Below are 25,312 nucleotides of genomic sequence, written 5' to 3' on the forward strand. Positions count from 1 at the left end.
TTCCTATCTCAGGGTTTGCCGCCGCCAGCGCCTGAACAGGCCTCGCTTGGCGGGTGTTTCGAACATTTCTTCCGGCCGCTCGGGGTCGAGCAGTTCGTTTTCCGCGATGAAATCCTCCACCGCGTCCGGGTCCTCCAGGATCAAGGGAGCCAGCGTCTTGCCGCGCCCACGCAGCGCCTCGATCGTCTCGATGAGCGAGCCGGTTTCCTCCAGTTTCCCGGTCACCGCCGTCTCGGCGACACCCAGATGTTCGGCGAGCAGTCGGGTCCGCAATGCCGCGATCGTCGCGGTGCAGTCGGCATTGCCCGGCAGCCGGCAATCGAGCGCGAGATCGCATTCGCTGTCGAGACCCAGCGAACGATTGTTCATGTTCGAAGACCCGATACGCAATACGCGATCGTCCACGATCATCACCTTGGCGTGGACATAGATGTCGTCACCGCCGGTCGTCTTCGGGGTATAAATGCGGAAACGCTTGCTGCTGTCGATCGCCTCGATCGCGCGAACAAGCTTAACCCGCGCGCCATCCATCGCCTTCTGCTCCAGCCAGCCATCGGCGCGGATCGGATTGATCATCACGATTTCGGGTGGGTGAGGTTCCTGCATGCGCCGCGCTATGGCGGCCGCCAACTTGCCAGAGGTGAAATACTGGTTCTCAATATAAAGGAAGCGCTTGGCGTCGGCGATGAGGTCTAGCCACAGTGCCTCGATCTCCCGCACTTCGGCCACTTCCTGATAGGTGGCGCGTGTCCGTGCGACGGCGACCTCGACATCACGGAACTGCGGCTCGAGATCATCCGGCCAGGGATCATTATCCTGCGGGATCGGAGGAAGATCCTCACCGGTCGCGACCTGCCAGCGATCATGCCCCAATTGGGCGAGCGCCTTCGCCGCCGCGCCATCGACCACCATCGTCACATCGTGCCATGGCCCATAGGGCTGGCCCGCCGGCCTGCGGCGGCAGGGATCGTCGTCCTTATGCGCGCTGGTATCCCAGCGGTCGCCGGTCATATCGATACCGCCGCACACCGCGAAACTGTCGTCGATCACGACGATCTTCTGATGATGGCTGCACCCCGTCGGATGCGCGCTGTCGAACTTGAACGTGATCTGCCGGGTCATCGCCCACCGCCCGAGCATGAGCAGCGAAGCGCCCCGGCCAAGTTGCTTGAGCGCGCCGACATCCCATTTGAGGATATCGATCGCGATCTCCGGACGGCGGCGCGCGATATCGAGCAGGAAGGCGCCCAGTGTCTGCCCCTCCTTGCCCTTTTCGCGTTCAAGCTCGATGCGGGCGTCAAAATCCCATCCGATCAACAGGATACGGTGCCTGGCCTTTTCCATCGCTTGCCGCGCGACATGAAAATAATCACAGGCATCGACGATCACGGCCGCGCGATCCGCGCGCGCGACCTGCCAGCAATTCCTGCCGGGCTCGATGACCGACTGCTTTGGATCCCCGCCACTCATGCGCGTGAAACCCGTCCGTTACGGTTTCGTTCCGTCACGTCGAGAAGCAAGGTGCTCGCCAGATCGTTTCGCAGGTCGCGAATCTCAGCTCCGCCGCCGCTTGGGGCGCCCGCCGTATCGAAAACCAGCGTTGAGAGCCCCAGCCGGCGCTGCAGCCAGCTCTGCCGCGATGCCAGCGTCTGGATATTGGCGACCGGCAGGATCCAGAGCGCGCGCCGCCAAAAACCCATCTGAATAAACAGCAGGTCTCGATCGAGCGCATAGCGGTGGCTCCAGCGCTCGGCGAGCGTGAGCGCGAGAAGCGCCGGCACGGCCAGACCGGTGACAACCAGCCTGTGATCGAATGCCGTGGCAACCGCGACAAGGGCCGATGCGATGACTGCGGCGGGCAAAATCGCTTTCCACATATGTCGGCGGGACACTCGTGTGAGCGCGACATCGCCGGGCAAGCGCAGTCCGCCGGTCTCGGTGACGATCGTCGCGATCTCGTCCATGCGCGCAAAGGGGGCCGCATCCTGCAACCCGCCGCCTTCCTCTCTCTCGCTCACGCCCAAGGTCTGGAACGCCAATGCCTGAAAGCCGGCACCGCGCCGGATCGGGCCAGACCTGAGCAGGCCAAGCTGGATGCGCGCATACGGAATCAAGACGTCGCGGCGTGTCAGGAGACCGCGCTCGCAGCGGAAACCGGTCCGTTCGCGCGTCAACCGAAAGCCGAAATCGCGCATCAGTGTTTTCACGACACCACTTGCAAGCCCCAGCGCGATCGCGAGCAGCAGCACTCCGGCGATCGCACCAGGCGTCACCCGTCCCGCCAGATTGCGCTCGGCCAAGCCGATCCACACGCCGATGTCGCGCACGTCGATGGGCAGCCAATCGGAAAATGCCTGCAGGGCCGCAAAGATGCCCGCGATCCACAACAGCGAGAAATTGAACAATCCAGAGAGGATCACGCGAGAGGCCGGCATGAAGAAGAGCGGGGCCGCAGAAATATCGGGCTCGTCGGGATTCACCGAACATGGCGCGCCGCGCACCGCAGCGCGGATTCGCTCGGCTTCGGCAACCACCACACTGTCCAGAACGCCTTCATCTCGGCCCTGCCCGCCGGTCTCGAAACGCAGCCGGACCAAGCCGAAGACGCGGTGTAACGGCCCCTGCTCGAAATCGACATCCTGGATTCGATCGAAGGGAATTGTACGGCGGCTACGCTGGATCAGCCCCTGCTCAATGACGAGTTCGCCCGATCCGATGCCATAGCGGAAGCATCGCCAGGTGATCCAACGCAGCAGACCCGACACCGCAAGGCTGGCGACCGCGAGCGGCAGGAAATATCGCCACCCGATATCCGACGCCATGGTCAGGATCGCGGGAAAGACGAGCAATGTCTGCGGCAACGCCTTGAGCAGGCGCAGAAGCATCGTGCCTGGATGCAGTCGCCGGTCGGCTATAACGGGCTCGGTCACGCCGCGTCCGCGCGGATGCGGGCGCGGATATCGTCGCGCAGCCGTTCGGCAGTCTCGGTGCCCAGCCCGGGAAGAACCACCAGGCTGTGCGCCGTTCCCGCCGTATGCAGCATCAGCCGGCTGACGCCGAAAACACGCTCGATCGGCCCCTGCGCCACGTCGATATGCTGCACGCGGACGAAGGGCACGACGGTGGAGACGGTGGTCAGTACACCATGAGCAAGATGCAGTTCATCATCCTCCACGCGATAGCCCCAGGCACGATAACGGCGGCCGGGAGCGATCAGACAGGGATAGACGAGAGCGAGCACGACAAGGCTCGCGATCAGGCCGGATGGCGGCAGGCCTTCCGCCATCGTCGCGACGGCCAGTTCGGCGGCAAGGGCCAATATGATCAGAATGATCGCCGAAATGGCGCCATGGATGCGCATCACCCAGAGCTGGCCCGAATCCAAAGCTGTCACGAGTCACTCCCGGTCATGCGTTCCACCGGGATATCTACGCAAATGGTCGCGACGGGAATACGGGGGCGGCCGATACGCGCCGCCCCCGCCCCCTATTAAACCGACACGGCGGTGTCAGGCGCCGACCGGCTTGCCATCGGTGCGGCGGATGACGACGGTCGAGGAGCGCGGCTCCTTGCCCGCTTCCGGCCAGTTGCCCGTCGGATGCTGCACGTTGATGAAGAAGGTGGTGAGATCGGGCGAATAGGCGATGCCGGTGATCTCGTTGCCCGCCGGGCCGACCAGGAAGCGGCGCGAGCGCTTGCTGGTCTGATCGATGTAGAACATCGCATTATAGCCGAAGGTGCCGTCGATGGTCTTGCCCGCGACGCCCGAATTGCCGGGAACCGAGTGGTCGGTCTGCACCCAAAGGCGCCCCTGCGAGTCGACGCGGATGCCGTCCGGGCTGGAGAACGTGTCGCCGACGATGTTGCCGACCAGATTGTCTCCGCCGCTCGCCAGCGACGGATCGCCCGCCATCAGGAAAATGCTCCAGGTGAAGCTGGTCGCCAGCGGCGAATCCCCGTTTTCCTTCCACTTGACGATGTGGCCGTGGAGGTTGGTGACGCGCGGGTTGGCGGCGTCGACGACGCGGCGGCCCGAATTGTTGGTGAGCGTGCAGAAGATCGACTTGTCGGGCGCGACCGTAATCCACTCCGGACGGTCCATGACGGTGCCGCCGGCAACGCGCGCGGCCACCTTGGTGTTGATCAGCACGTCCGCCTGCGTGGCGAAATTCACGGTCGCCGGGGTCTGCGGCCCCTGCGACACGTTGCCCGGATCGACCGCGCCGACGACCAGGCCGTTCTTGCCCTGGGTCAGTTCGACCCAGTCACCGGTGCCATCCGCCTTGAAGCGCGCGACATAGAGCGTGCCGCTGTCGAGCAGATCGGTGTTGGCCGCGCGGTTGCTCGGCGAATAGGCGCGGCTCGGGATGAACTTGTAGATGCAGCCCGGCGTGCCGTCGTCACCCATGTAGAAGGCGACGCGATTGCCCGTATCGGTCAGATAGGCGACGTTCTCGTGATCGAAACGGCCCATCGCGGTGCGCTTGGTCGGTTCGGCCAGTTCGTTACGCGGATCGATCTCGACCACCCAGCCATAGCCGACGGCCGGACGGGTCGGATCGAGGTAATTATCCGTCGTTTCCTCGCAGGTGAGATAGGTGCCCCAGGGGGTTGCGCCGCTCGCGCAGTTGTTGAGCGTGCCGACGACGCTGGTGCCGACAATTCCAGCGGCCGGGCCGCCGACGCGGTAGATGCTGTTGCCGGTGTAGCGCTTGTTGTAGATCGAGCTCTTGTTGACCGACCATTTGCCGTCGCTGGCCTTGGTGACTTCGATCACCGAAACGCCGACCGCAGAAAGCGCGATCTTCTTCTGCTCGGCCGTCGCGGTCGATGCATTGTAGGACTTGCTGGCGAACAGGATGTTATAGTCGGGCAGTTCGTGATTGATCACGAGCAGGCCGCCCTGATTGGCCCCCAGCGTCGGGTGCTCGAAAAGATGCATGCCGTCGTGATTGCCGCCGGCAACCTTCTCGGCATCGGCAGAGGTGAGGAAAGTGCCCGGCGACCATGCCGTCGCGCCTGCGACGACAGCGTCGCCCGCCGAGAACAGCACTTCCGCGACATAGCCCGCCGGAACGGTGACCTTGTCGTCCTGATTGGCGGCGACCGCGGTGAAATCGACCGCGTAGCTGACCGGCGTCGGCGTGGGCGTCGGGGTCGGCGTGGGTGTCGGGGTTGGCGTGGGTGTCGGGGTATCGTCGTCCGAGCAGGCAGCAAGGCCACCGGCGAGGCCGAGCGCGGAGATCAGGCCGAAGCTCTTGAGGATGGAGCGGCGGGCGGGATTGGCGGCAACCAGTTCTTCGAGCGACTGGCCGGGAACGGTGATCGTGCCGTCAGCGTCGCGATAAGGCGCGCGCGCTTCGTCCGTGAGATGCGACATTTAGGATGTCCCCCTAATGTAAAGGCTATGAATCGAAAGCGCTGGGGCGCTGCGGCGTCGTTAGCGGCGGGGAATGACGGCGCGGCGTATCGTCCGTGACGGAAACGAGACAATCGCGTGACAATCCGGAAACATGACCGTCCGGCCTGTCCGATCTCGCGCCGTCACACCTTGTTCGCTAATCTTCGCCACCGACGAAATCACGAGGGAGAGCGATGTGACCGACCTGACATTCTACACCAACCCGATGTCGCGTGGGCGGATCGTTCGATGGATGCTGGAGGAGACCGGTGCGCCGTACGAGACGCAGGTGCTCGACTATGCGAGCACGATGAAGCAGCAGCCCTATCTGTCGATCAATCCGATGGGCAAGGTGCCGGCGATCCGGCACGGCGACAGGGTCGTCACCGAATGCGCGGCGATCTGCGCCTATCTGGCCGACGCTTTCCCCGATGCCGGGTTGGCGCCGGCGACCGACGATCGCGCCGATTATTATCGCTGGCTGTTCTACGCCGCAGGCCCGGTCGAGCAGGCGGTGACCAACAAGGCGATGGGCATGGCACCCACCGCCGAACAGGGCCGGATGGTCGGCTATGGCAGTTTCGACCAGATGGTCGATGTGCTGGAGAGGGCGGTATCGGATCGCGAATATGTCGCCGGGAGCAGCTTCAGCGCGGCCGACGTCTATGTCGGATCGCAGCTCGGCTGGGGCCTCCAGTTCGGCACCTTGCCCAAGCGCCCGGCTTTCGAGGCGTATGTCGGCCGGCTGTTCGCCCGTCCCGCCTATCGGCGCGGGAACGAAAAGGACGACGCATTGATGCCCAAGCAGGGTTGATCACCAGAGTCCGAAAAAGAAAGGGCCCGGCGGATCGCTCCGCCGGGCCCTTCTCCTTGGCCTGTGGCCGCCGCGATCAGTCGCGGCTGCCGAGCAGGTTGAGCAGGAAGGTAAACATGTTGACGAAGTCCAGATAGAGCGACAGCGCGCCCATGATCACGGTCTTGCCCATCATGTCCGTGCCCGCGACATAGGCATACATGCTCTTGATGCGCTGCGTGTCATAGGCGGTGAGGCCCGCGAACAGCAGCACGCCGACGACGCTGATCACCAACGACATCACGCTCGACTTCAGGAACAGGTTGATCAGCGATGCGACGAGGATACCCACGACGCCCATGATCAGGAAGGTGCCGAAGCCGCTCAGATCCTTCTTCGTCGTGTAACCGAACAGGCTAAGACCGGCGAAGGCGGCGGTGGTCGCGAAGAAGGTCGTCGCGATCGATTCACCCGTGAAGCGCAGGAAGATCGTGGACATCGAAAGGCCCATCACAACCGCGAACGCCCAGAACAGCGCCTGTGCCGCACCAGTCGAGAGGCGATTGATGCCGAAGCTCAGCACCATCACGAAGCCCAGAGGCGCAAGCATGATGATCCATGCCAGCAGACCGCCGGACATTATGATTGTCGCAGCCGGGGATTCGATACCACCGCGCGAAAACAGCAGCGCAACGATACCCGTCAGCAGGACGCCCGACGCCATATAGTTGTAAACGGAAAGCATGTACGACCGCAGACCCGCATCATATGCGGCATCGCGCGCACCCGCCTGTGCGGGGAAAGGCGCGGCGGTCGCCCGGGGATCAGACCAGTCAGCCATTGAAATACATCTCCTTTGACCGGCAATTTGCCGGATGGGAGGAATATCGTGGCAATCGGGGCGCGATTCAAGGAAAACCAGACAACCCAACCAATCCAGCAACATTTGGAAACAATTGACCGTGCACAGACTCTTCGCGGCACTTCGCCCACCCGCTGCGATCCGCGCTCAACTGCTTGGCGGCATGGGTGGCATTGCCGGCGCACGATGGCAGGACGACGACCAACTGCATTTGACATTGCGCTTCATCGGTGAGGTCGACCGCCACATTGCGGCCGATATCGCCGCCGCACTCGGCAGCGTGCGCCATCCACCGTTCGAACTCGCGATCTCGGGCATCGGCGCCTTCGATCGCAAAGGGCGGATCGACACGTTATGGGCCGATGTCCGTCCGCATGACGAGGTTTCAGCACTTCATCGTAAGATCGACCAGGCGGTGGTGCGCGCCGGGCTTCCCCCGGAGGGCCGTGCCTTTCAGCCGCATATCACACTGGCGCGCTTCACGCGTGGTGCCGGCGACCTGTCGGGCTTCGCAACCGCATATGGCGGTGTTTCGAGCGCGCCCTTCGCGGTCACGCATTTCGGGCTGTATGAATCGACATTGGGCAGCGAGGGCGCGCGCTACGATCTGGTCGAGCGTTATGCGTTGGGGTGAACTGGAGGCCCTTCTACTCCCCGTTCGGGCTGAGCCTGTCGAAGCCCTTGTCCTTTTCTTTCTGCATTGAAGTTGAAGAAAGGCAGGGCTTCGACAGGCTCAGCCCGAACGGTGGGAATTTACTCGCCCCGCACGACCTTCTCCGCCAGCCCCTTCGCGCCCGCCATCGCATCGGCCCAGGTGACATCGAACCCGGCATCGTCGCCATAATAGGGATCGGCCACCGCCTGCCCCTCGCGTCCCGGCACATGATCGAGCAACAGACTGAGCACGGCACGCGCGCCCGGCGGGCGCAGTCGCTCCAGATCGCGCAAATTCTGACCGTCAAGCGCGATCACATGATCGAAACGGTCGAAGTCGGCCGGATCGACCTGACGCGCGCGAAGGTGGGAGATATCGACACCGCCTCGCCGGGCGGCGGCCTGCGCACGCCGATCGGGCGGATGGCCGACATGCCAATCCCCCGTCCCCGCCGAATCAGCCTCGGCGTCGAGCCCGGTCCGCGCCACCTCGGCGCGAAAGGCGGCCTCGGCCAGCGGCGAACGGCAGATATTGCCGAGACAGACGAACAGCACGCGGACGGTCAAATGATTTCCCTTTCAATGTGGCTCTGCTAGCCCTCTGCAAAGACAAGAACAATCGGGGGATGGCCGTGACGGGGATCCAGGACGCGCAGGCCAACCAGCCCTCGCCGCCGAGCGAACGCTATGCCTGGTACATGCTCAGCGTCCTCGTTCTCGTCTACATGCTCAACTTCATCGATCGCCAGATCCTGAGCATCCTGGCCGAAGACATCAAGCGCGACCTCAATCTCACCGACGCCGATCTCGGTTTCCTTTACGGCACCGCGTTCGGCGTATTCTACTCGCTGTTCGGCATTCCGCTCGGGCGGCTCGCGGACAAATGGCATCGCGTCCGGTTGATGACCGCGGGGCTCGCATTATGGTCGACGATGACCGCGCTTTCGGGCTTCGCCCGCAACGGGCTCGAACTCGCCGCCGCCCGGATCGGCGTGGGCATCGGCGAAGCGACGGCCAGCCCGTCCGCCTATTCGCTGATCTCCGATTCCTTTCCACGCGAAAAGCGCGCGACCGCGCTCGCCATCTATTCAGCCGGCCTGTATCTGGGCGGCGGCCTGTCGCTGTTCATCGGCGGCCTCATCGTCAAGAACTGGAACCTGACCTATCCCGACGGCGGGCCGATGGGGCTCGTCGGCTGGCAGGCGGCCTTTCTGGCGGTGGGCCTGCCCGGTCTGCTCGTCGCACTGTGGGTTTCGACGCTGCGCGAGCCGGTGCGCGGCCTGATCGAAGGCGCGGCGACACCCGCCGCCGAACGCCCCTTCCGCGATTTTCTGATCGAATTGATGACAATCGTCCCGCCATTGACGATGGTTTACGCGGCTTCGCGCGGGATCAGGGCCTACGCGGTCAATCTGGCCGCCGCGATCCTGATCGGCGCGATTGCCTGGTGGCTGGCGGTGCTGACCGCCAGTTGGCAGCAATGGACAGCGATCGGGCTCGGCGTCTATGCCGTATTCAGTTGGGCGACGGCGCTTCGCGCCCGCGACTTGCCGACCTATCGTCTGATCATCGGCACGCCGGCCTTCGTGCTGACTGTTATCGCCTATGGTCTCAATGCATTCATCGCTTATGCGATGAGCTTCTGGGCAGCCCCCTACGCGATGCGCGTGCTCGGCGCCCCCGCCGACCAGGCCGGCTTCCTGATCGGCGGCTCCGGCGCGCTCGGTGGTTTCCTGGGCGTTGTCCTTGGCGGACGCATCGCTGACCGGCTGCGCCGGACCAATCCGGCCGGACGAATGGCCGTCGTGATCTTCAGCGCGGTCGCGCCCGTACCGTTGATGATCCTGGGGTTTACCGCCGAAAGCCTTCCGATCTTCTACGCGATCGTGCTGCCCACCCAGGCGCTTGCCAGCGCCGCGCTGGGTGCGGCGGCGGCAACCACGCAGGATCTGGTGCTGCCGCGCATGCGCGGCACCGCGACCGCGACTTTCTTCATCGGCACGACCTTGCTTGGCCTTGGGCTCGGCCCCTATCTTGCGGGCTATGTCTCGACGCTGACCGGCAACCTCGCGACGGGTATGCTTTCATTGATCGTCACTGTCCCGGTCGGACTGGGTGCCGCGATCGCGGCCTATCGCCTGCTGCCAGCCGCCGAAGCCAGCCGGACGGAGCGCGCACGTGCGGCGGGCGAGGTGATCTGAGGGAAGCTCGGCTCAGACCGAACGTGAATCAACGCCCGCTAACGGAACCGCGCTTAGGCAATCAGCCCATAGATCACGACGAATCCGGCGATGTAGGTCATGAGGAACAGCCGCAGATCGGCGCCGAGGCGCGACGGCGGGATGATCGCCGGCGGCGGAAAACCGCGGCGAACCGAGTGGCCGGCGGCATCATTGGCGAAGGCGATCGCAGGTTCCATGCGCCAAAAGTTAACGAAGTGTTTACCTTTGAAAAGCGCTAAAAAGGGTTAATCGGGCGACGTACCGCTTTGGGACGCAGACCCATGCCCAGGCGTCCATGGTCGAAGCGCTTGCCTTTCGTCGCGTATCGGCAAAGAACAGGGGCAAGATGCAGGGCGACACGCCCGCCTTGGGGGACAATTTCACCGCATGACCAGATTCCTGATCGGCCTTGCCGGCATTGCCGTCATTCTCGCCATCGCCGTCGCCCTGTCCTCGAACCGCCGCCATATCCGCCTGCGCGTCGTCGGCGCGGCGTTCGCGCTTCAGGCGACGATCGCGGTGCTCGTACTCTACGTGCCCGCCGGCCGTGCGCTGATCTCGGGCCTGTCGAACGGCGTCTCGCACCTGCTCGGCTATTCGAAGGAAGGCACCAATTTCATCTTCGGCCCGCTCGCCTCGCCAGACGTGGGCGGCAACAGCTTCGCGATCGCGGCGCTGCCGGTGATCATCTTCTTCGCGGCTTTGATCTCGATCCTCTATTATCTGAACGTCATGCAATTCGTCGTGAAGTGGATCGGCGGCGGCATCCGCAAGGTGATCGGCATCTCGAAGGTCGAATCGCTGTGCGCGGCGGCAAACATCTTCGTCGGCCAGAGCGAATCGCCACTCGTCATCCGGCCTTATCTGGCGAGCCTCACGCCCGCGCAGCTCTTCACCGTGATGGCGTCAGGCATGGCGGGCGTCGCGGGCACGATCCTGGCGGCCTATGCGGCGATGGGGATCAAGATCGACTATCTGCTCGCCGCCAGCTTCATGTCTGCGCCCGGCGGCATCCTGATGGCCAAGATCATCATGCCCGACAATCCGGCCGACGCCGATATCGAGCCGATCGACTTCGTCGATTCGATCCATGACGAGGAACGCCCCGCCAATATCATCATGGCGGCGGCCCAGGGCGCGCAGACCGGCGTGAAGCTGGCGGTCGCGGTCGGTGCGATGGTGCTCGCCTTCGTCGCGCTGGTCGCGCTCGCCAACGGCATATTGGGCGCCGTGGGCGGGCTGTTCGGCCATCCCGAGCTCAGCTTCCAGATGCTGCTCGGCTATATCTTCGCGCCCGTCATGTTCCTGCTCAACGTGCCGTGGCACGAAGCGCTGGCCGCCGGCGGGCTGTTCGGCGAGAAGATCGTGCTCAACGAATTCGTCTCGTTCATCCATCTCGGCGCGACTCAGTCCCAGCTTTCGCCCTTGACCGTCGCCATCGTCACATTTGCGCTCTGCGGCTTCGCCAATTTCAGCTCGATCGCGATCCAGATGGCGGTGACGGGCAATCTGGCGCCCAATCAGCGCCCTGTGATCGCGCGACTTGGCGTCAAGGCGCTGATCGCCGGCAGCCTCGCCAACCTCATGAGCGCGGCGCTGGCGGGCATGCTGATCACGCCGTGACCCGCAGGGCGCGGCCGTTCGACGCCGCCGCGGTCGCAGCGATCCAGATAGCGCCGGCCGATGTCGAAACAGCGGTCGCGGCGATCCGGCCCGTTCGCGAGGCCGATACCGATGCCGAGTTGCGCCTCGCCCTCGCCTGCATCGATCTCACCACATTGCGCGGCGACGACACCGAGCCGCGCGTGCGTGCCTTGTGCGAACGCGCCATCGCGACACGCGTCGCCGCCGTCTGCGTCCATCCTGTGATGGTGCCCACCGCCGTCGAAGCGCTTTCCGGCAGCGGTATCGCGGTGGCATCAGTCGCAGCGGGTTTTCCGCATGGCCTGTCGCCGCTGGCGACACGCATCGCCGAAATCGGGGCGGCGGTCGCGGCCGGCGCCACGGAAATCGATATTGTCATCCGGCGCGGTCACGCATTGTCCGGCGACTGGCAAGCGCTCCACGGAGAAGTCGCGGCGTTCCGCACGGCCTGTGGCCCGGCGCATCTGAAGGCGATCCTGGCGACCGGCGAACTCGCCGACGCGACGATGATCGCGCGCGCCGCCCATGTCTGCATCGCGGCGGGCGCAGACTTCATCAAGACCTCGACCGGCTTCGAAACGGTCAACGCCATGCTGCCGGCGGGCGCGGCGATGCTGCAGGTGATCCGCGACTGGCATCGCGAGACCGGCGAGCGGATCGGGTTCAAGGCCGCAGGCGGCATCGCCAGCGCATCCCAGGCGCTCGACTGGATCGCGCTCGTCCGTTTCATACTCGGCGAGGCGTGGCTCTCTCCCGCCCTGTTGCGCATCGGCGCCTCACGTCTGCTCGACGATATCACTGCCCGGCTCGGGGATTGACGCGGCCCGCGCGCCGACGGAGACTTCACGCCGGGCAGCAGGGAGATACGCGTGACGGTTGTCGAAACGGCCAGGCCGGGGGACGCCACGGCGCTCACCCTGCCAGCACGCCCCGAGGCGCTGCGCCTTTCGCCCACCGAAACCGCGGTCGTCGTCATCGACATGCAGAATGCCTATGCCTCGCCCGGCGGCTATGTCGACCTGGCGGGCTTCGACATTGCGGGCGCGGCCGGCGTGATCGGCAAGATCGCAACCGTGCTCGACACGGCCCGGAATGCCGGGGTGCAGGTGATCTTCCTCCAGAACGGCTGGGATCCCGATTATGCCGAGGCGGGTACGCCGGGTTCGCCCAACTGGCACAAATCCAACGCATTGAAGACGATGCGCGCGCGCCCCGAACTCGCCGGAAAGCTGCTTGCGCGCGGCGGCTGGGACTATGAACTCGTCGATGCGCTCAAGCCGCAGCCAGGCGACATCTCGCTGCAGAAGACGCGCTATTCCGCCTTTTTCAACTCGCAGCTCGATTCCACGCTACGCGCGCGCGGCATCCGCAACATCATATTCGTCGGAATCGCATCCAATGTCTGCGTCGAAAGCACGCTGCGCGACGGCTTCCACCTCGAATATTTCGGCGTGATGCTGGAGGATGCAACGCATCATCTCGGGCCGGAGGCGATGCACCAGGCCACTATCTACAATGTCGAGAAATTCTTCGGCTGGATCTCGACCGTCGCCGATTTCTGCGGCGCGTTCGGCCAAGCACCCAGCCAAGCACCCAGGGAGTAGAGCATGCCGTTCGAACCGATCAACCCGCCGCAATTCCCGAAGCCCATCGCGCCCTATTCGGCGGCGGCCAAGGCCGGAAACACCGTCTATGTCTCCGGCGTGCTTGCATTGGGCGAGGGCGGCACGGTGCTCCATGTCGGCGACGCGGCAGCACAGACGCGGCATGTGCTGGAAACGATCAAGACCACATTGGACGCCGCCGGCGCGACCATGGCGGATATCGCGATGAACCATATCTTCCTGAAGGATCTGGCCGATTATGCCGCCTTCAACACCGTCTATGCCGAGTATTTTCCAGGCGACAAGCCGGCGCGCTATTGTGTCAAATGCGAGCTGGTGAAACCTGATTGCCTGGTCGAGATCGCCAGCGTGGCGCATATCGGCCAATGACCGATGGCGTGACGGACACGCTGACGATCGCCGGCCTTCATGTCGAGCAGCATGGCCCGTCCGATGCGCCGCCGCTGCTGCTGTCACCGGGGCTGGGCGGATCGGGCGCCTATTGGGCGCCGCAACTCGACGCCTTCGCGAAGACGCGGCGCGTGATCCTCTACGACCATCGCGGCACAGGGCGGAGCGACCGTTTTTTGCCCGATGCGTCGGTGGAGGCGATGGCGGACGATATGGCGGCGGTGCTCGACGGGCTGGGCATCGCGCGCGCCGATGTGATCGGTCATGCCGCGGGCGGGATCGCCGGGCTGGCGATGGCGCTGAAGGCGCCCGAACGGATCGGCCGGCTGATCGTCGTCAATGGCTGGGCGAGCCCCAACCCGCATTTCCTGCGCTGCTTCGAAACCCGGCTGGCATTGCTCCGCGACAGCGGCGTCGCCGCCTATGTTCGCGCACAGCCGCTGTTCCTTTATCCCGCCCCTTGGATCAGCGCGCATCTTGCCCGGCTCGACGAAGAGGCCGCGCACCATATCGCGAGCTTTCCGGGGCGCGAGACAGTGGAGCGCCGCATCGCTGCGCTCGCCGCCTTCGATATCGCCGACCGGCTGGGCGCCATCCATGTGCCGCTGCTGGTGATCTCCGCCGAGGACGACATGCTGGTGCCGTTCCCCGCGGGTGCGCGGCTGGCTGCCGGCGTAAAAGGCGCCGCCTTCGCCGCGATGGCGCGCGGCGGCCATGCCTGCAATGTGACCGAACCGGATGCCTTTAACGATGTCGTGTCAGGCTTCCTCAATCAGATCATGGCGATATCGGCAGCCTGAACCTCGGGGGATGAGAAATGGAAATCGGCGTCTTCGTACCGATCAACAATAATGGCTGGCTGATCTCTGAAAACTCTCCACAATATATGCCGAGCTTCGATCTCAACAAAAAGATCGCGCTCAGCGCGGAGAAGCACGGGCTCGATTTCCTGCTGTCGATGATCAAGCTGCGCGGTTTCGGCGGCAAGACCGAATTCTGGGAATATGGGCTGGAAAGCTTCACCTTGATGGCGGGGCTCGCCGCCGTCACCGAGAAGATCAAGATCTATGCGACCTGCCCGACGCTGATCATCCCGCCCGCCTTCGCCGCGCGGATGTGCAACACCATCGATTCGATCAGCAACGGCCGCTTCGGGCTGAATCTGATCACCGGCTGGCAGCGCCCCGAATATAACCAGATGGGGCTGTGGCCAGGCGACGAGCATTTTCGCAATCGATACACGATGTTATCCGAATATGCGCGGATCCTGCGTGAACTTTGGGAAACCGGGCGGAGCGATTTCAAGGGCGATTATTACCAGATGGACGATTGCCTCGTGCGGCCGGTGCCGACGGGCGACATGAAGATCATCTGCGCCGGTTCGTCCGACGACGGCCTCGCCTTTTCGGCGCAATGGGCGGACTATGCCTTTTGCCTGGGCAAGGGCGTCAACACGCCGACCGCCTTCGCCTTCAACAATGATCGCCTTGCCGCCGCGACCGCGAAGACCGGACGCGACGTCAAGACCTTCGTGCTGATCATGATCATCGCCGACGAAACCGATGAAGCCGCGATGGAGAAGTGGATCCACTATCGCGAAGGCGTCGACGAGGATGCCGTCGCCTGGCTCGGCGAACAGGGCGCCGCCGACAAGACATCCTCCACCACCAATGTCCGCCAGCTCGCCGACCGCGAGTCTGCGGTCAATCTCAACATGGGAACGCTGGTCGGCTCCTATGCCAGCGTCGCGCGCATGCTCGACGAGATGGCGGCGGTGCCCAATACGGGCGGCGTGCTGCTGACCTTCGACGACTTTATCGAAGGGGTCGAGAATTTCGGTACGCGCATTCAGCCGCTGATGAAGAGTCGCGCGCATATCGGTTGAGATATAAGGAAAAATCCTCCCCATCGCAGATGGGGAGGATTGTAAAGTTCACCCCTTTTTCGGAATCTCCAAGCCGCGCTGGACCGCCGGCCGGGCAAGGCCGCGTTCGAGCCAGGCGGGGACCGCCTTGAGCGCCGCATAATCGACCAGTTCGCCCGCTTCGTAAAAGCCGATCAGGTTGCGCACCCAGCCCAGTGTCGTGACGTCCGCGATCGTATACTCATCGCCCATGATCCACGCCCGATCCCTGAGACGATCTTCAAGGACACCGAGTAAGCGCTTGGACTCATTCACATAACGCTCGAGCGGGCGTTTGTCGTCGATCGCACGGCCTGCGAATTTATGGAAGAAGCCGACCTGACCGAAGATCGGGCCGATCGCGGCATTCTGGAAAAATACCCACTGGATCGTCTCGTAACGCAAAGCCGGATCGGCCGGGATCAGTCGCCCGGTCTTTTCGGCGAGATAGACCAGGATCGCGCCGGATTCGAACAGCGCCAGCGGCTTTCCGCCCGGCCCGTTCGGATCGATGATCGCCGGGATCTTGCCGTTGGGATTGAGCGACAGGAATTCGGGCGTCCAGCTTTCGTTGGCGCCGATATCGACCAGATGCGCCTCATAGGGCAGTTCCAGTTCCTCGAGCGCGATCGAGACCTTCACGCCATTGGGCGTGTTGAGCGAATAAAGCTGGATCCGGTCGGGATGGCTGGCCGGCCAGCGGGTCGTGATCGGGAACTGCGACAGGTCTGACATCGGCGATCTCCGGTAGGAAGGGGTGCCGGAAAGATAGGATCGGCGCGACGCCCCGCAAGCATCATGCCGCCATGCAGAGATATTTGAGCTCCAGATACTCCTCCAGCCCCTGACGGCCCCCTTCCCGCCCCAGGCCCGATTGCTTGATGCCGCCGAACGGCGCCACCTCGGTCGAGATCAGCCCGGTGTTGATGCCGACCATGCCGGTCTCCATCGCCTCCGCCACGCGCCAAGCGCGCGCGAGATCGGTTGTGTAGAGATAGCCGGCCAGGCCGAAGACGCTGTCATTGGCGAGCGCCACCGCCTGTTCCTCGGTTTCGAACCGGGTGATCGCAGCGAGCGGACCGAAGGTCTCCTCCTCGCTCACCCGCATGTCGGCGGCCACTCCGGTCAGCAAGCTGGGTTCATAGGCATTGGCGATGGCGCCACGGCGCCCGCCAGTCACCAGGTGCGCGCCCTTGCCGAGCGCGTCGGCGACATGTCCCTCGACCTTCGCCAGTGCCGATGCATCGATCAGCGGCCCGATATCACTCAGCGGGTCCAGCCCATGGCCCAGTCGCAGCGCGCGGATGCGCGCGGCGAACCGATCGACGAACGCTTCATGGATGCCCGCCTGGACGTAGAAGCGGTTGGTGCAGACGCAGGTCTGCCCGGCATTGCGGAACTTGGACAGCATCGCGCCCTCCACCGCCGCGTCGAGATCGGCATCCTCGAAGACCAGGAACGGCGCATTGCCGCCCAGTTCGAGCGAGAGCTTCTTCACCGTATCCGCCGATTGACGCATCAGCAGCCGCCCCGTCGCGGTCGAGCCGGTGAAGCTCAGCTTGCGCACTACCGGGCTGGCGGTGAGTTCGCCGCCGATCGCGGGCGCATCGCCGACCACGATGTTGAACACGCCCGGCGGGACCCCGGCTTCCTCGCCCAGCGCGGCAAGCCCCAGCGCCGAAAGCGGCGTCTGCTCGGCGGGCTTGAGGACGATCGTGCAGCCCGCCGCCAGCGCGGGCGCGACCTTGCGCGTGACCATGGCCGCAGGGAAATTCCAAGGCGTGATCGCGCCGACCACGCCGATCGGCTGCCGGAGCACCAGCAATCGCCGATCCGCCGCATGCGCTGGGATCACCTCACCATAGGGCCGCTTCGCTTCCTCGGCGAACCATTCGAGAAACGCCGCCGCGTGAAGGATCTCCGCCCTCGCCTCGCGAAGCGGCTTGCCCTGCTCGCGGGTCAGCAATGTGGCCAGCGCCTCCTGTTCTTCCAGCATCAGATCGTGCCAGCGGCGCAGGATGCGTGCGCGTTCGGCGGCGGTCCGCGCCGACCAGCCCGGCCCGGCCCGGCGGGCGGCGTCGATCGCCCGGCGCGCTTCCGCCGCCCCCATCCACGGCACCCGGGCGATGGTTTCTCCCGTCGCCGGATCGTCGACCGCGATTGTCCCACTGTCGTCCGCCGTCACCCATCGGCCATCGATGAAGCCCAGGGGCTTCAGCAATTCCCGCCCCATCGGGCTCTCCTCCACCCCGGCTGTCAGAAGCGCTTGCGGATGCTCAGCGAGAATTGCCGCCCGCGATTGAGCACCAGTTCGGTAAGCCCGAGATTGGCGTCGTCGGAAAAGGCGCTGTCGATATAGCGCTTGTCGCCGATATTCTGGACGCGGCCGATGATCGTGACGCCCGCCACTGCATTTTCGATGGCAATGCCGAGATCGAACAGGCTGAAACCGGGCTGATAGGCCTGGGGCGAATTGATCGCATTGTTGTGCACGCCGCCGCGATAGGCATAGTCGAAGCGCGGCGTGACCGTCCAATCGCCGCCCGCCTCGAATTTATAGGCGATCGCGCCGCTCAGCGACCATTTCGGCGCCTTGATCAGCTTGTCGGTCACCGTCACCTGCGCGCCCGGCGCGGTTTCGATATATTTGGCATCGAGCCAGCCGAGCCCGCCTTCCAGCGTCAGGCCATCGACTGGCACCGCGACTGCCTCCAGCTCGGCGCCCCAGATCCGCGCTTCCGCCGCGTTGAGGATGATCGGCGCGACGCTGACATTCTGCACCGTGATCTGCACATTCTGGTAGGATGTGCGGAACAGCGCGCCGTTGAGGCGCAGCCGGCGATCGAACAGATCGGATTTGAAGCCGCCTTCGATCACCTTCACCGTCTCCGGCTCGAACGAGGGGATCACATCGGCCGGATTCTGGCCGGGCGCAGGAAAGATCGGCGGAAACACGCTCTGCGTGAAACCACCCGATTTGAAGCCCTCCGAATAGGTCACATAAGCCAGCAATTCGGGGCTGAAACGATAGGAGAGATTCGCCATCGGCGTCCATTTCTCGAACCGCCGCGTCGCCTCGACATTGGGCAGGATCAAGGTTCCGGGCGGGAACGGCAGCACGGTCGACAGGATCGGCTGGCGCGGCAGGAAACGCTTGGTATCGCGCGTGTAGCGGATGCCCAGGGTGAGATCGAGCGCGGGCAGAATCGCGTATGTGCCCTGCGCGAAGGCGGCCAGGCTGTCATTGTCGTTGTCGCCGCCCGAATTGAAATCGGCGACCGGGAAGGTGACGCGCTGCTGGTCGTTCGCCTTTTCCTTGAAATAATAGCCGCCGACGACCCAATCCAGCCGATCGTCGAATAATTTGCCGAGCAGCTGGATTTCCTGGCTGAACTGCCATTGGGTGTAGCTGGTGACGACGCTCGCGACATCGACGGGCGAGTGATCCTGGTCGAGGCTGAAGCGCGACTTGAGATCGCGATAGGCGGTGATCGACTTGAGTTCGACGCCGCCGAGATCGATCGTCACGACGCCTGAAACGCCCCAGAGATCGAGATTGGAATAGGCCGGCAGGTCGCTGTAATCGCGGTTGCGCCCCGGCGATATCCAGTGCGGCCCGAAGCAGGCGGCAAGCGCGGGTGGCTTGTTGAGCGGATCCGCCCCCACCGCGCAGGTGCCGGCATTGAGGACGAGGTTGGAGAAGCTCGGGAAAGCCGCACCGGGTACCGCGTCAGTCAGCACATAGGCGGCGCCGTTGGTCCGTTCGCGCGTGCCGTCGAATGCCAGATCGACCGTCACCGCGTCCGCAGGCTGCCAGCGTAGCGCGAGGCGGCCCGACAGGCGGTTCTTGTCGCCGGTATGATGGCCGTCGGGACGGCGGACATAACCGTCCTGCATCTCGTAGCTGACGGTGCCCTTGACGAAGAGGTTGGCGGCCAGCGGCACGTTGATCATCCCGCGCGTAACGACGTGATTGTCGGTGCCGTAGAGCAGCGACGCCTCGCCGCGCAGCCGGTCGTCGGGCTTGGCGGTGGTGATGCTGATCGCGCCGCCGATCGTGTTGCGGCCGAACAGGGTGCCCTGCGGCCCGCGCAGCACTTCGATCCGCTCGACATCGAGCAGATCGACCAGCCCGCCGACCGAGCGCGCGACATAGACGCCGTCGATATAGAGGCCGACGCCGAGATCGACGGTCGGCACCGAATTGGCCTGGCCGACGCCGCGGATGAACATGGTGGCGGCCGCCGAGCTGCCCGCGATCGGCGATGTCGTGTCGAAGATCAGGTTGGGGGTCAGTTGCGCGATGCCCGAAACCTGCTGGACCTGTCGCGCCTCCAGCCCCTGTTCGGTGAAGGCCGAGATCGAGATCGGCGTATCCTGCAGGCTCTCGGCGCGCTTGCGCGCGGTGACCACGATCTCCTCGACGCCGCTTTCGACCGTGTCGCCATCGTCAGCCGACTGGGCGCGCGCCTGACCGGCGCCAACGACCAATGACAGCGCCAGAATGGGAAGCGCCACGCTCCGCGACAGGCTGGCCATGCGCCGCGTCGTGCGGCCGGTCTTGCCGATATCCCTTTTCATGATTCGCCCCTCCCTATCTTTAAAACATAGGTAGAATAGCTTTGTTACAACGGTAGTCAACAGAGATAAATTTGAGCGAGCCGTGATGAGGGCAACGGCGTTTCGGATGAATTGCGTGGAAGCAGGATCAACCCCTGGCTGTCATTCCCGCGAACGCGGGAATCCAGTGTCGTAGGGCTTTATGATCAACATCATGTGGATTCCCGCGTTCGCGGGAATGACAATGTGAGAGGCAGCGGACCGGATCGAGCCTGGCGGCAAGCCGTCAGGCGACCGGCGTCAGATCTCGCCTTCGGCCATGGTCAGATGGCGGAGCAGCGACAGTGCCTGATCGGTGCTGGCGACGAGTTCGGGCATGATCGTGCCGATCGCGTCGAACTGTTCGCGGCTGAGGCTGCCGAAATGGACGTTGTTCACCTGCTGCTGGATGCTGGTGAGCCGCGCCAGCCGGTCGCGGCCGGCATCCGATATCTCGAGTTTCACCTTGCGCGCATCGACCTTGTCGCGCGTCTTTTTCACAAGCCCCTGGGCCACCAGCTTGTTGACCTCCGTGGTGACGAAGGTGCCGCTGAGGCTCAGATGGTCGGCGATCGTCTTCACATTGACGTCGCCGCTCTTCTGGAGATGCCCGATCGAGATCAGGATCGTATATTGCGGCCCGGCGACGCCGATCAGCCGCGCATAGCCGTCGCGGATCGCGTTGAGCCGGGAGCTGAACGCGAGCGAGGCGTGGACGAGCGCACGGAAGCGATCGTCACTGCCATCGTCGAGCAGTTCGGGACGCGTGACCGTCAGCAGAGACTCCTCCGCCCCACCCTTGCGCGCCGACCGCTTAGCCACCATCCCGACCGCCCATTCCTTCGTCGTCCGCGAACGCCTCTCGCGCAAGCTTCATAGTCTCGATCGCCGCCGGAATGCCACAATAAGCGGCGACCTGCAGTATGATTTCCGCGATCTCCTCCCGCGTGCAGCCATTGCGCAATGCGCCGCGCAGATGCAGCGCGGTTTCGTGCGGCCGGTTGAGGGCGCTCAACATCGCGATGCTGACGAGACTCCGCGTGCGCCGGTCGATCGCCTCGTTCGTCCAGACAGTACCCCAGCAGAATTCGGTGATCAGGTGCTGGAGCGGATCGAAAAGCGTATCGGGCGCCGCGAGCATGCGATCGACATAGGCATCGCCCAGCACCGCGCGACGCACCGCCATGCCGCCCGCATGCCGATCGCTCACGCCCGCTCCGCCACGAGCGATCCCGCCAGATCGTAGCCGTCGAGCAGTCCGTCGACGAGACGCCCCGCCCCGGCCCAGTCATAGGTGCGGAAACTGTGACCGCGCGTCACGAACTGCGCGCCGGCATAGAACATCTCATACTGGCCATGCCGCCCCGCGAATTCGGAACCCAGCGCATCCCAGGCGAGCTTCAGGAACTTCACCCGTTCGCGCGGCGTGCCGCCGGGCGATTGCTGGAGCAGATCGTGGATGTTCGCGATATCGGGATTGCCGTAATCGCGCGCCGACGAGGGCAGCATGATCAGCGAACCGCCCGCCAGTTCGCGCACGGCGTTCACGAAGCCCGCATAAAGCTCCTGCGTGAAGACCTGCGCGGCATAGACGAGGTGCCGGTTGGGCATATAGGCGGTGCCGTGCATCTCGCCCGATGCCTCCATGCCTTGCACCAGCGCCTCGACCACCGCGGCGTCGGACGCCAGCTTGCCGAGCATGGTCTGGACAGGAGGCATCTGGATGGTGCCGATCGTCTCCGCGATGCGCCGCGCGACCCCGGCCAGGAAGCGCAATTTCACCATCAGGCGGATCTGCGCCTGGTAGTTCTGCGCGACATGGCCGGCGGTCTCGTGGAACTGGGCGCGCGCCATCGCGACATTGCGGTTCACGAAGACGCGCTCCCACGGCACCTTCACATCGTCGAAATAGACCACCGCGTCATTCTCGTCGAAACGGGCGGCCAGCGGATTGTCGAACAGGCTGACGGCGCTCGCCTCGAACGACTTGCGCGAGACGATCTTGAGCCCCTTCGCATTCATCGGCAGCGCGAAGGAGACCGCATAATCCTCCTCGCCGGGACGCAGCGGCTGGAGATTGGCGACGAACACCTCGTTGGCGACGATCGTGCTCGTCCCCAGCATCTTGGCGCCGCGCACCGTGATGCCTTCGCCATCCTCGTCGACGACGCGCATGATCACATCGTCGGCCACCTGCTCAGATGTCGAAAGCCCGCGATTCACCTGCGGATTGATGATGACATAGGTCAGGAACAGGTCGTTATCGCGTGCATATTCGAAATAGTCGGCGAGATTGCGCGCACCGCCCTCGTCATAGGCCTGCAACCGCGCAAGCCCTGCATATTGCCCCGCCAGCGCCGATGCGACATGATCGGGCGAGCGGCCGAGAAAGCCGCCGTGCAGCTCCGCCCAGCGCGTCAGCGCGTGGCGGCGAACGACCATTTCCTCATAATCGGCGGGCAATTGCCACGACCGCCCCACCCGCCGGCCCGAACTGGGCGAAACAAAGGTCATCGCCTCCAGATTGGCGGGATCGGCCTGATAATCGTAAAGCGCCGCCGCCGAGCGCACGATGTTGCGAAAGGCGGGATGGACGGTGACATCCTCCACCCGTTCGCCGTCGAGATAGACTGCGCGACCGTCCCTCAGGCTCGCGATATGGTCCGCCCCGGTCTTTACGCCCCTGTTCATATGCTCTCCTGAAGAATCCTGATGCGTGTGATGGCGGTCAGGCCGATGCCGGCGCGGAAAGCGCGCCATATCCGCCGCCGAAGAAGATCAGCGGATGCGCATCGGCGCGGTATCCGCAGGCGACGAGCCGGGCGACGAACAGCGTGTGCGTGCCCGCTTGATGCTCAGCCTCGGTATCGAGGATCATCCATGCCAGCGCATCGGACAGCAGCCCGACGCCGCAGCGCTCCTCGAAAGCGGGCAGATAGCCGTCGACGGGCCGGCCGGCGAAATGATTGGAGACATGGCGGTGCCCCTCCGCCAGCACGCTGACGCCGAACCGCCGCGCCGCGACCAGCCGGTCGTGCATCCGGCAGCCGCGCGCCAGCGAGACCAGGCCGAGCGCGGGCTCGAGCGAGACCGAAGTGAAGGAATTGGCGGTCATGCCGTGGACCGCATCCCCCGCGCCGCACGTCACCACGGTGACGCCGCTGGCGAAGCGGCCGAACATCGCGCGCAGGAAATGCTGATCGGGCAGCGCCCCCCCCTGCTCCATCGACTCGCTCATCTTCCGCTCCCCAATGATTTTAAACTTTGTAGAATATCTTTGTTACAAAGTAAATATCATTCTTCAATGCGCCGCACCGCTGAAATCGGCGGGAATGCGGCATGCGGCGACGCGCGGCATGCGTGTGGGTGCGGGCGTGTTGCGGCTGCGCCCGACGAAACGGGCGACGCCGGCGGAGATCACCGCCCCGATCGCGGCGGGATCGCCATTGGCGAGCGCATCGAGCGCGGTGTTGCTGGTCGCGCCCAGCGGTGCATCGAGGATCAGCAGATCGGCCGCACGGCCGGGCTTGAGATGCCCGCAATCGAGCCCGTAGACATCGGCGACATTGCCTGTGGCCGCGGCGATGAACCATTCGGGCGGCATGTCGGTCAGCGCCGCCAGGTTCATGATCGTGTACATCATGCCCAGGGGCATCACCCCGGTGCCCGTCGGCGTGTCGGTCGCGATCAGGAAGCGCGCGAACGCGTCATGCGCCTTCACCGTCTGCGCGCAGAGGATGGCGGTGCGCAGATTGCCGGCGGTGCAGACCTGCAGCGCGATGTCGCTTTCCAGCGTCAGCCGCTCATATTCGGCATCGGGCAGCGCCACCGGCCCGCCATTGACGTGGAAGGAGACGTGCGGGCGCATCGCCAACAGGTGATCGGCGCGGATCGGCGAGGATCCGGGAATCGACGCGCCGCCGGTGTGGACGGTGGTGATCATGCCCGCCTCGCGCGCCCAGGCCACCATCGGCGCATAATCGAACGGCGTCGCGAAACCGCCGAAACCGGCCTTGGCGAGCCAGACACCCTTGGCGCGCAACTCGATAAAATCCTCGCGCGTCAGGTCCGGCTCCAGGATCACCGAGCCGGCATGGACGCGCATCCCGCCGGGACGATAATTCTCGAAACATTTGAACGCGGCCACCGCGAGCGCCTTCACGCCCTCCGGATCCTTCGGCCGACCGGGTACATGGACCTCGCTCGCCGAAATACTCGTCGTCGTGCCGCCGTGCAGATAGCTTTCGAGGAAACCGACGGACTTCTGGCGTGGCGTATAGTCGCCAAAGGTGTTGTGGACCTGGCTGTCGATGAAGCCCGGGCAGACGGTGCCGCCCATCGCATCGATCACCAGATCCGCCGCCTCGACCTCCGCCGCCGTGGCGGTGCCGATCCGTGCGATCCGATCCCCTTCGGTCAGGATCACGTCGCCCGCCGCGAAAGGATCGCGCCAGCAGCCCGTCACGATCGTGCCGATATTGACGACGACGATGCGGGTGGCCGCCGCGCTCACCTCAGCCCGTCCCGGCCCTCGGCCTGATCGCGCGAGATGCCGCCGACGCGGTGATTGAGCCGCCCGCGGCTGGCGAAGCAACAGATGATCGCCATTTCGTCGGGGCGTGGCGCCGAATGCAGCGTGACCGTCATCGCATCATAATGCGACCGCACGAACAGCGCGTCCTTATAGGCCAGCGGGATGTCGATCGAACTGCCCATGCCGCCGACCTTGGTGGCCGAGGATATCCAGGCGGTGCCGCCGCCCACCGCCTGGCGCAGCACGTCGCCATAAACGGTGGTCAGCATGGCGACGCCATGTTCCTGTTCGCCGGCGACGCCGACGATCGCGCCCTTGCCATAGCTTTCGATCGGCAGCCCGCCCATCAGCGAGACGCCGGTCGCGGCGATCTCCGCCCCCACCGCAGTGCTCGCCGCGATCAGATCGGACAGGTCGTCCTGATAGGGGCGCCCGGCGAACGGGTTGTGGACGACGGCAGCGACGGCGACCTTGCGCAGCGGCGCATCCGCTCGGCACCCGGCCTCGAAACGCGCTTCGTCGATGAAGCTGAGAATTCTGACGACGTCCATGTGAATCACCCTTTCCAACCGGTCTCCCTGCTTATTTAGCTCTGTTACAAAGCTAGTCAATAAACCTTTCTTGGAACTTGAAACCGAACGCGATCGCGCAGCCGCTGACGCAATCCCGAAAGAGAGTCCGCCAT

Annotated in this window: 25 protein-coding genes; 9 read left to right on the forward strand and 16 right to left on the reverse strand. The window is 64.5% G+C overall.

Annotation, left to right across the window (positions count from 1 at the left end; all coding sequences use genetic code 11):
* Positions 1-3: 3 nt before the first annotated feature.
* The 4 genes from ACODTA_RS05635 to ACODTA_RS05650 form a co-directional block, all read right to left on the reverse strand.
* A complete protein-coding gene (locus ACODTA_RS05635) occupies positions 4-1,470 on the reverse strand; it encodes a phospholipase D-like domain-containing protein (protein ID WP_489064822.1) in 1,467 nt (488 codons plus the stop codon).
* Positions 1,467-2,930 (reverse strand): PH domain-containing protein, encoded by a 1,464-nt coding sequence (locus ACODTA_RS05640; protein WP_489064824.1) that lies wholly within the window; start codon positions 2,928-2,930, stop codon positions 1,467-1,469. Before ACODTA_RS05640 ends, ACODTA_RS05635 begins: the two co-directional genes overlap by 4 nt.
* Positions 2,927-3,394 carry a PH domain-containing protein gene (locus ACODTA_RS05645; RefSeq protein ID WP_489064826.1) on the reverse strand — a complete coding sequence of 156 codons (468 nt, stop codon included), beginning with the start codon at positions 3,392-3,394 and terminating at the stop codon, positions 2,927-2,929. The genes ACODTA_RS05640 and ACODTA_RS05645 overlap by 4 nt, the downstream gene beginning before the upstream one ends.
* Before the next feature lie 114 nt (positions 3,395-3,508).
* Positions 3,509-5,380, reverse strand: a complete 1,872-nt coding sequence (locus ACODTA_RS05650) for a PhoX family protein (protein WP_489064828.1) — start codon at positions 5,378-5,380, stop codon at positions 3,509-3,511.
* A gap of 217 nt (positions 5,381-5,597) precedes the next feature.
* Between ACODTA_RS05650 and ACODTA_RS05655 the strand changes: the two genes are divergently transcribed.
* Complete coding sequence (locus ACODTA_RS05655) at positions 5,598-6,215, forward strand: glutathione S-transferase family protein (RefSeq protein ID WP_489064830.1); 618 nt, start codon at positions 5,598-5,600, stop codon at positions 6,213-6,215.
* A 76-nt stretch (positions 6,216-6,291) separates the two neighbouring features.
* On the opposite strand, the gene ACODTA_RS05660 is transcribed toward ACODTA_RS05655, so the two are convergent.
* Entirely contained in the window at positions 6,292-7,035 is a 744-nt protein-coding gene (locus ACODTA_RS05660) for a Bax inhibitor-1/YccA family protein (RefSeq protein WP_489064832.1), read from the reverse strand.
* 121 nt (positions 7,036-7,156) lie between these two features.
* Here ACODTA_RS05660 and thpR point away from each other — a divergent pair, with 121 nt between their 5' ends.
* Positions 7,157-7,690 (forward strand): RNA 2',3'-cyclic phosphodiesterase, encoded by a 534-nt coding sequence (thpR, locus tag ACODTA_RS05665; protein WP_489064833.1) that lies wholly within the window; start codon positions 7,157-7,159, stop codon positions 7,688-7,690.
* A 119-nt stretch (positions 7,691-7,809) separates the two neighbouring features.
* On the opposite strand, the gene ACODTA_RS05670 is transcribed toward thpR, so the two are convergent.
* Positions 7,810-8,277, reverse strand: a complete 468-nt coding sequence (locus tag ACODTA_RS05670) for a low molecular weight protein-tyrosine-phosphatase (RefSeq protein ID WP_489064834.1) — start codon at positions 8,275-8,277, stop codon at positions 7,810-7,812.
* Positions 8,278-8,336: 59 nt separating this feature from the next.
* Here ACODTA_RS05670 and ACODTA_RS05675 point away from each other — a divergent pair, with 59 nt between their 5' ends.
* On the forward strand, positions 8,337-9,911 hold the full coding sequence (locus tag ACODTA_RS05675) for an MFS transporter (protein ID WP_489064835.1): 1,575 nt from the start codon (positions 8,337-8,339) through the stop codon (positions 9,909-9,911).
* A gap of 53 nt (positions 9,912-9,964) precedes the next feature.
* Here ACODTA_RS05675 and ACODTA_RS05680 read toward each other — a convergent pair whose 3' ends face one another.
* On the reverse strand, positions 9,965-10,129 hold the full coding sequence (locus ACODTA_RS05680) for a hypothetical protein (RefSeq protein ID WP_489064836.1): 165 nt from the start codon (positions 10,127-10,129) through the stop codon (positions 9,965-9,967).
* Between the two features lie 190 nt (positions 10,130-10,319).
* Here ACODTA_RS05680 and ACODTA_RS05685 point away from each other — a divergent pair, with 190 nt between their 5' ends.
* The 6 genes from ACODTA_RS05685 to rutA are packed head-to-tail and all read left to right on the forward strand — an operon-like array spanning position 10,320 to position 15,476.
* Positions 10,320-11,555: a NupC/NupG family nucleoside CNT transporter gene (locus ACODTA_RS05685; RefSeq protein WP_489064837.1), complete on the forward strand. Its 1,236-nt coding sequence runs from the start codon at positions 10,320-10,322 to the stop codon at positions 11,553-11,555.
* A complete protein-coding gene (deoC, locus tag ACODTA_RS05690) occupies positions 11,552-12,394 on the forward strand; it encodes a deoxyribose-phosphate aldolase (protein ID WP_489064838.1) in 843 nt (280 codons plus the stop codon). The genes ACODTA_RS05685 and deoC overlap by 4 nt, the downstream gene beginning before the upstream one ends.
* A 45-nt stretch (positions 12,395-12,439) precedes the next feature.
* On the forward strand, positions 12,440-13,180 hold the full coding sequence (rutB, locus tag ACODTA_RS05695; protein WP_489065394.1) for a pyrimidine utilization protein B: 741 nt from the start codon (positions 12,440-12,442) through the stop codon (positions 13,178-13,180).
* A gap of 3 nt (positions 13,181-13,183) precedes the next feature.
* Entirely contained in the window at positions 13,184-13,570 is a 387-nt protein-coding gene (gene rutC / locus ACODTA_RS05700; RefSeq protein ID WP_489064839.1) for a pyrimidine utilization protein C, read from the forward strand.
* The gene (gene rutD / locus ACODTA_RS05705) at positions 13,567-14,391 is read left to right on the forward strand and encodes a pyrimidine utilization protein D (protein ID WP_489064840.1); all 825 of its coding nucleotides are present in this window, start codon (positions 13,567-13,569) and stop codon (positions 14,389-14,391) included. The genes rutC and rutD overlap by 4 nt, the downstream gene beginning before the upstream one ends.
* A gap of 17 nt (positions 14,392-14,408) precedes the next feature.
* Positions 14,409-15,476: a pyrimidine utilization protein A gene (rutA, locus tag ACODTA_RS05710; protein WP_489064841.1), complete on the forward strand. Its 1,068-nt coding sequence runs from the start codon at positions 14,409-14,411 to the stop codon at positions 15,474-15,476.
* Positions 15,477-15,524: 48 nt separating this feature from the next.
* Here the strand turns inward: rutA and ACODTA_RS05715 are convergent, their stop codons facing one another.
* The 9 genes from ACODTA_RS05715 to ACODTA_RS05755 form a co-directional block, all read right to left on the reverse strand.
* A complete protein-coding gene (locus ACODTA_RS05715) occupies positions 15,525-16,229 on the reverse strand; it encodes a glutathione S-transferase N-terminal domain-containing protein (RefSeq protein ID WP_489064842.1) in 705 nt (234 codons plus the stop codon).
* Positions 16,230-16,290: 61 nt separating this feature from the next.
* The gene (locus tag ACODTA_RS05720; protein ID WP_489064843.1) at positions 16,291-17,727 is read right to left on the reverse strand and encodes an NAD-dependent succinate-semialdehyde dehydrogenase; all 1,437 of its coding nucleotides are present in this window, start codon (positions 17,725-17,727) and stop codon (positions 16,291-16,293) included.
* 23 nt (positions 17,728-17,750) lie between these two features.
* Complete coding sequence (locus ACODTA_RS05725; RefSeq protein WP_489064844.1) at positions 17,751-20,075, reverse strand: TonB-dependent receptor; 2,325 nt, start codon at positions 20,073-20,075, stop codon at positions 17,751-17,753.
* Between the two features lie 279 nt (positions 20,076-20,354).
* Positions 20,355-20,915 (reverse strand): MarR family winged helix-turn-helix transcriptional regulator, encoded by a 561-nt coding sequence (locus ACODTA_RS05730; protein WP_489064845.1) that lies wholly within the window; start codon positions 20,913-20,915, stop codon positions 20,355-20,357.
* Positions 20,908-21,303 (reverse strand): carboxymuconolactone decarboxylase family protein, encoded by a 396-nt coding sequence (locus tag ACODTA_RS05735; RefSeq protein WP_489064846.1) that lies wholly within the window; start codon positions 21,301-21,303, stop codon positions 20,908-20,910. The genes ACODTA_RS05730 and ACODTA_RS05735 overlap by 8 nt, the downstream gene beginning before the upstream one ends.
* Positions 21,300-22,784, reverse strand: coding sequence for a 4-hydroxyphenylacetate 3-hydroxylase family protein (locus ACODTA_RS05740; RefSeq protein ID WP_489064847.1), 1,485 nt, complete (start codon positions 22,782-22,784; stop codon positions 21,300-21,302). Before ACODTA_RS05740 ends, ACODTA_RS05735 begins: the two co-directional genes overlap by 4 nt.
* Before the next feature lie 37 nt (positions 22,785-22,821).
* A complete protein-coding gene (locus ACODTA_RS05745; RefSeq protein WP_489064848.1) occupies positions 22,822-23,331 on the reverse strand; it encodes a flavin reductase family protein in 510 nt (169 codons plus the stop codon).
* Between the two features lie 63 nt (positions 23,332-23,394).
* The gene (locus ACODTA_RS05750; RefSeq protein ID WP_489064849.1) at positions 23,395-24,606 is read right to left on the reverse strand and encodes an amidohydrolase family protein; all 1,212 of its coding nucleotides are present in this window, start codon (positions 24,604-24,606) and stop codon (positions 23,395-23,397) included.
* Complete coding sequence (locus tag ACODTA_RS05755) at positions 24,603-25,178, reverse strand: amino acid synthesis family protein (protein WP_489064850.1); 576 nt, start codon at positions 25,176-25,178, stop codon at positions 24,603-24,605. The genes ACODTA_RS05750 and ACODTA_RS05755 overlap by 4 nt, the downstream gene beginning before the upstream one ends.
* Positions 25,179-25,312: the final 134 nt, after the last annotated feature.

This window comes from Sphingomonas sp. FG14 (genome assembly GCF_057809675.1).

Coding starts and splice junctions, on each gene's coding strand:
- ACODTA_RS05635 (WP_489064822.1), bottom strand. CDS start 1,470: ATGAGTGGCGGGGATCCAAAGCAGTCGGTCATCGAGCCCGGCAGGAAT.
- ACODTA_RS05650 (WP_489064828.1), bottom strand. CDS start 5,380: ATGTCGCATCTCACGGACGAAGCGCGCGCGCCTTATCGCGACGCTGAC.
- ACODTA_RS05660 (WP_489064832.1), bottom strand. CDS start 7,035: ATGGCTGACTGGTCTGATCCCCGGGCGACCGCCGCGCCTTTCCCCGCA.
- ACODTA_RS05675 (WP_489064835.1), top strand. CDS start 8,337: ATGGCCGTGACGGGGATCCAGGACGCGCAGGCCAACCAGCCCTCGCCG.
- ACODTA_RS05680 (WP_489064836.1), bottom strand. CDS start 10,129: ATGGAACCTGCGATCGCCTTCGCCAATGATGCCGCCGGCCACTCGGTT.
- ACODTA_RS05685 (WP_489064837.1), top strand. CDS start 10,320: ATGACCAGATTCCTGATCGGCCTTGCCGGCATTGCCGTCATTCTCGCC.
- rutC (WP_489064839.1), top strand. CDS start 13,184: ATGCCGTTCGAACCGATCAACCCGCCGCAATTCCCGAAGCCCATCGCG.
- rutD (WP_489064840.1), top strand. CDS start 13,567: ATGACCGATGGCGTGACGGACACGCTGACGATCGCCGGCCTTCATGTC.
- rutA (WP_489064841.1), top strand. CDS start 14,409: ATGGAAATCGGCGTCTTCGTACCGATCAACAATAATGGCTGGCTGATC.
- ACODTA_RS05715 (WP_489064842.1), bottom strand. CDS start 16,229: ATGTCAGACCTGTCGCAGTTCCCGATCACGACCCGCTGGCCGGCCAGC.
- ACODTA_RS05720 (WP_489064843.1), bottom strand. CDS start 17,727: ATGGGGCGGGAATTGCTGAAGCCCCTGGGCTTCATCGATGGCCGATGG.
- ACODTA_RS05725 (WP_489064844.1), bottom strand. CDS start 20,075: ATGAAAAGGGATATCGGCAAGACCGGCCGCACGACGCGGCGCATGGCC.
- ACODTA_RS05740 (WP_489064847.1), bottom strand. CDS start 22,784: ATGAACAGGGGCGTAAAGACCGGGGCGGACCATATCGCGAGCCTGAGG.
- ACODTA_RS05745 (WP_489064848.1), bottom strand. CDS start 23,331: ATGAGCGAGTCGATGGAGCAGGGGGGGGCGCTGCCCGATCAGCATTTC.
- ACODTA_RS05755 (WP_489064850.1), bottom strand. CDS start 25,178: ATGGACGTCGTCAGAATTCTCAGCTTCATCGACGAAGCGCGTTTCGAG.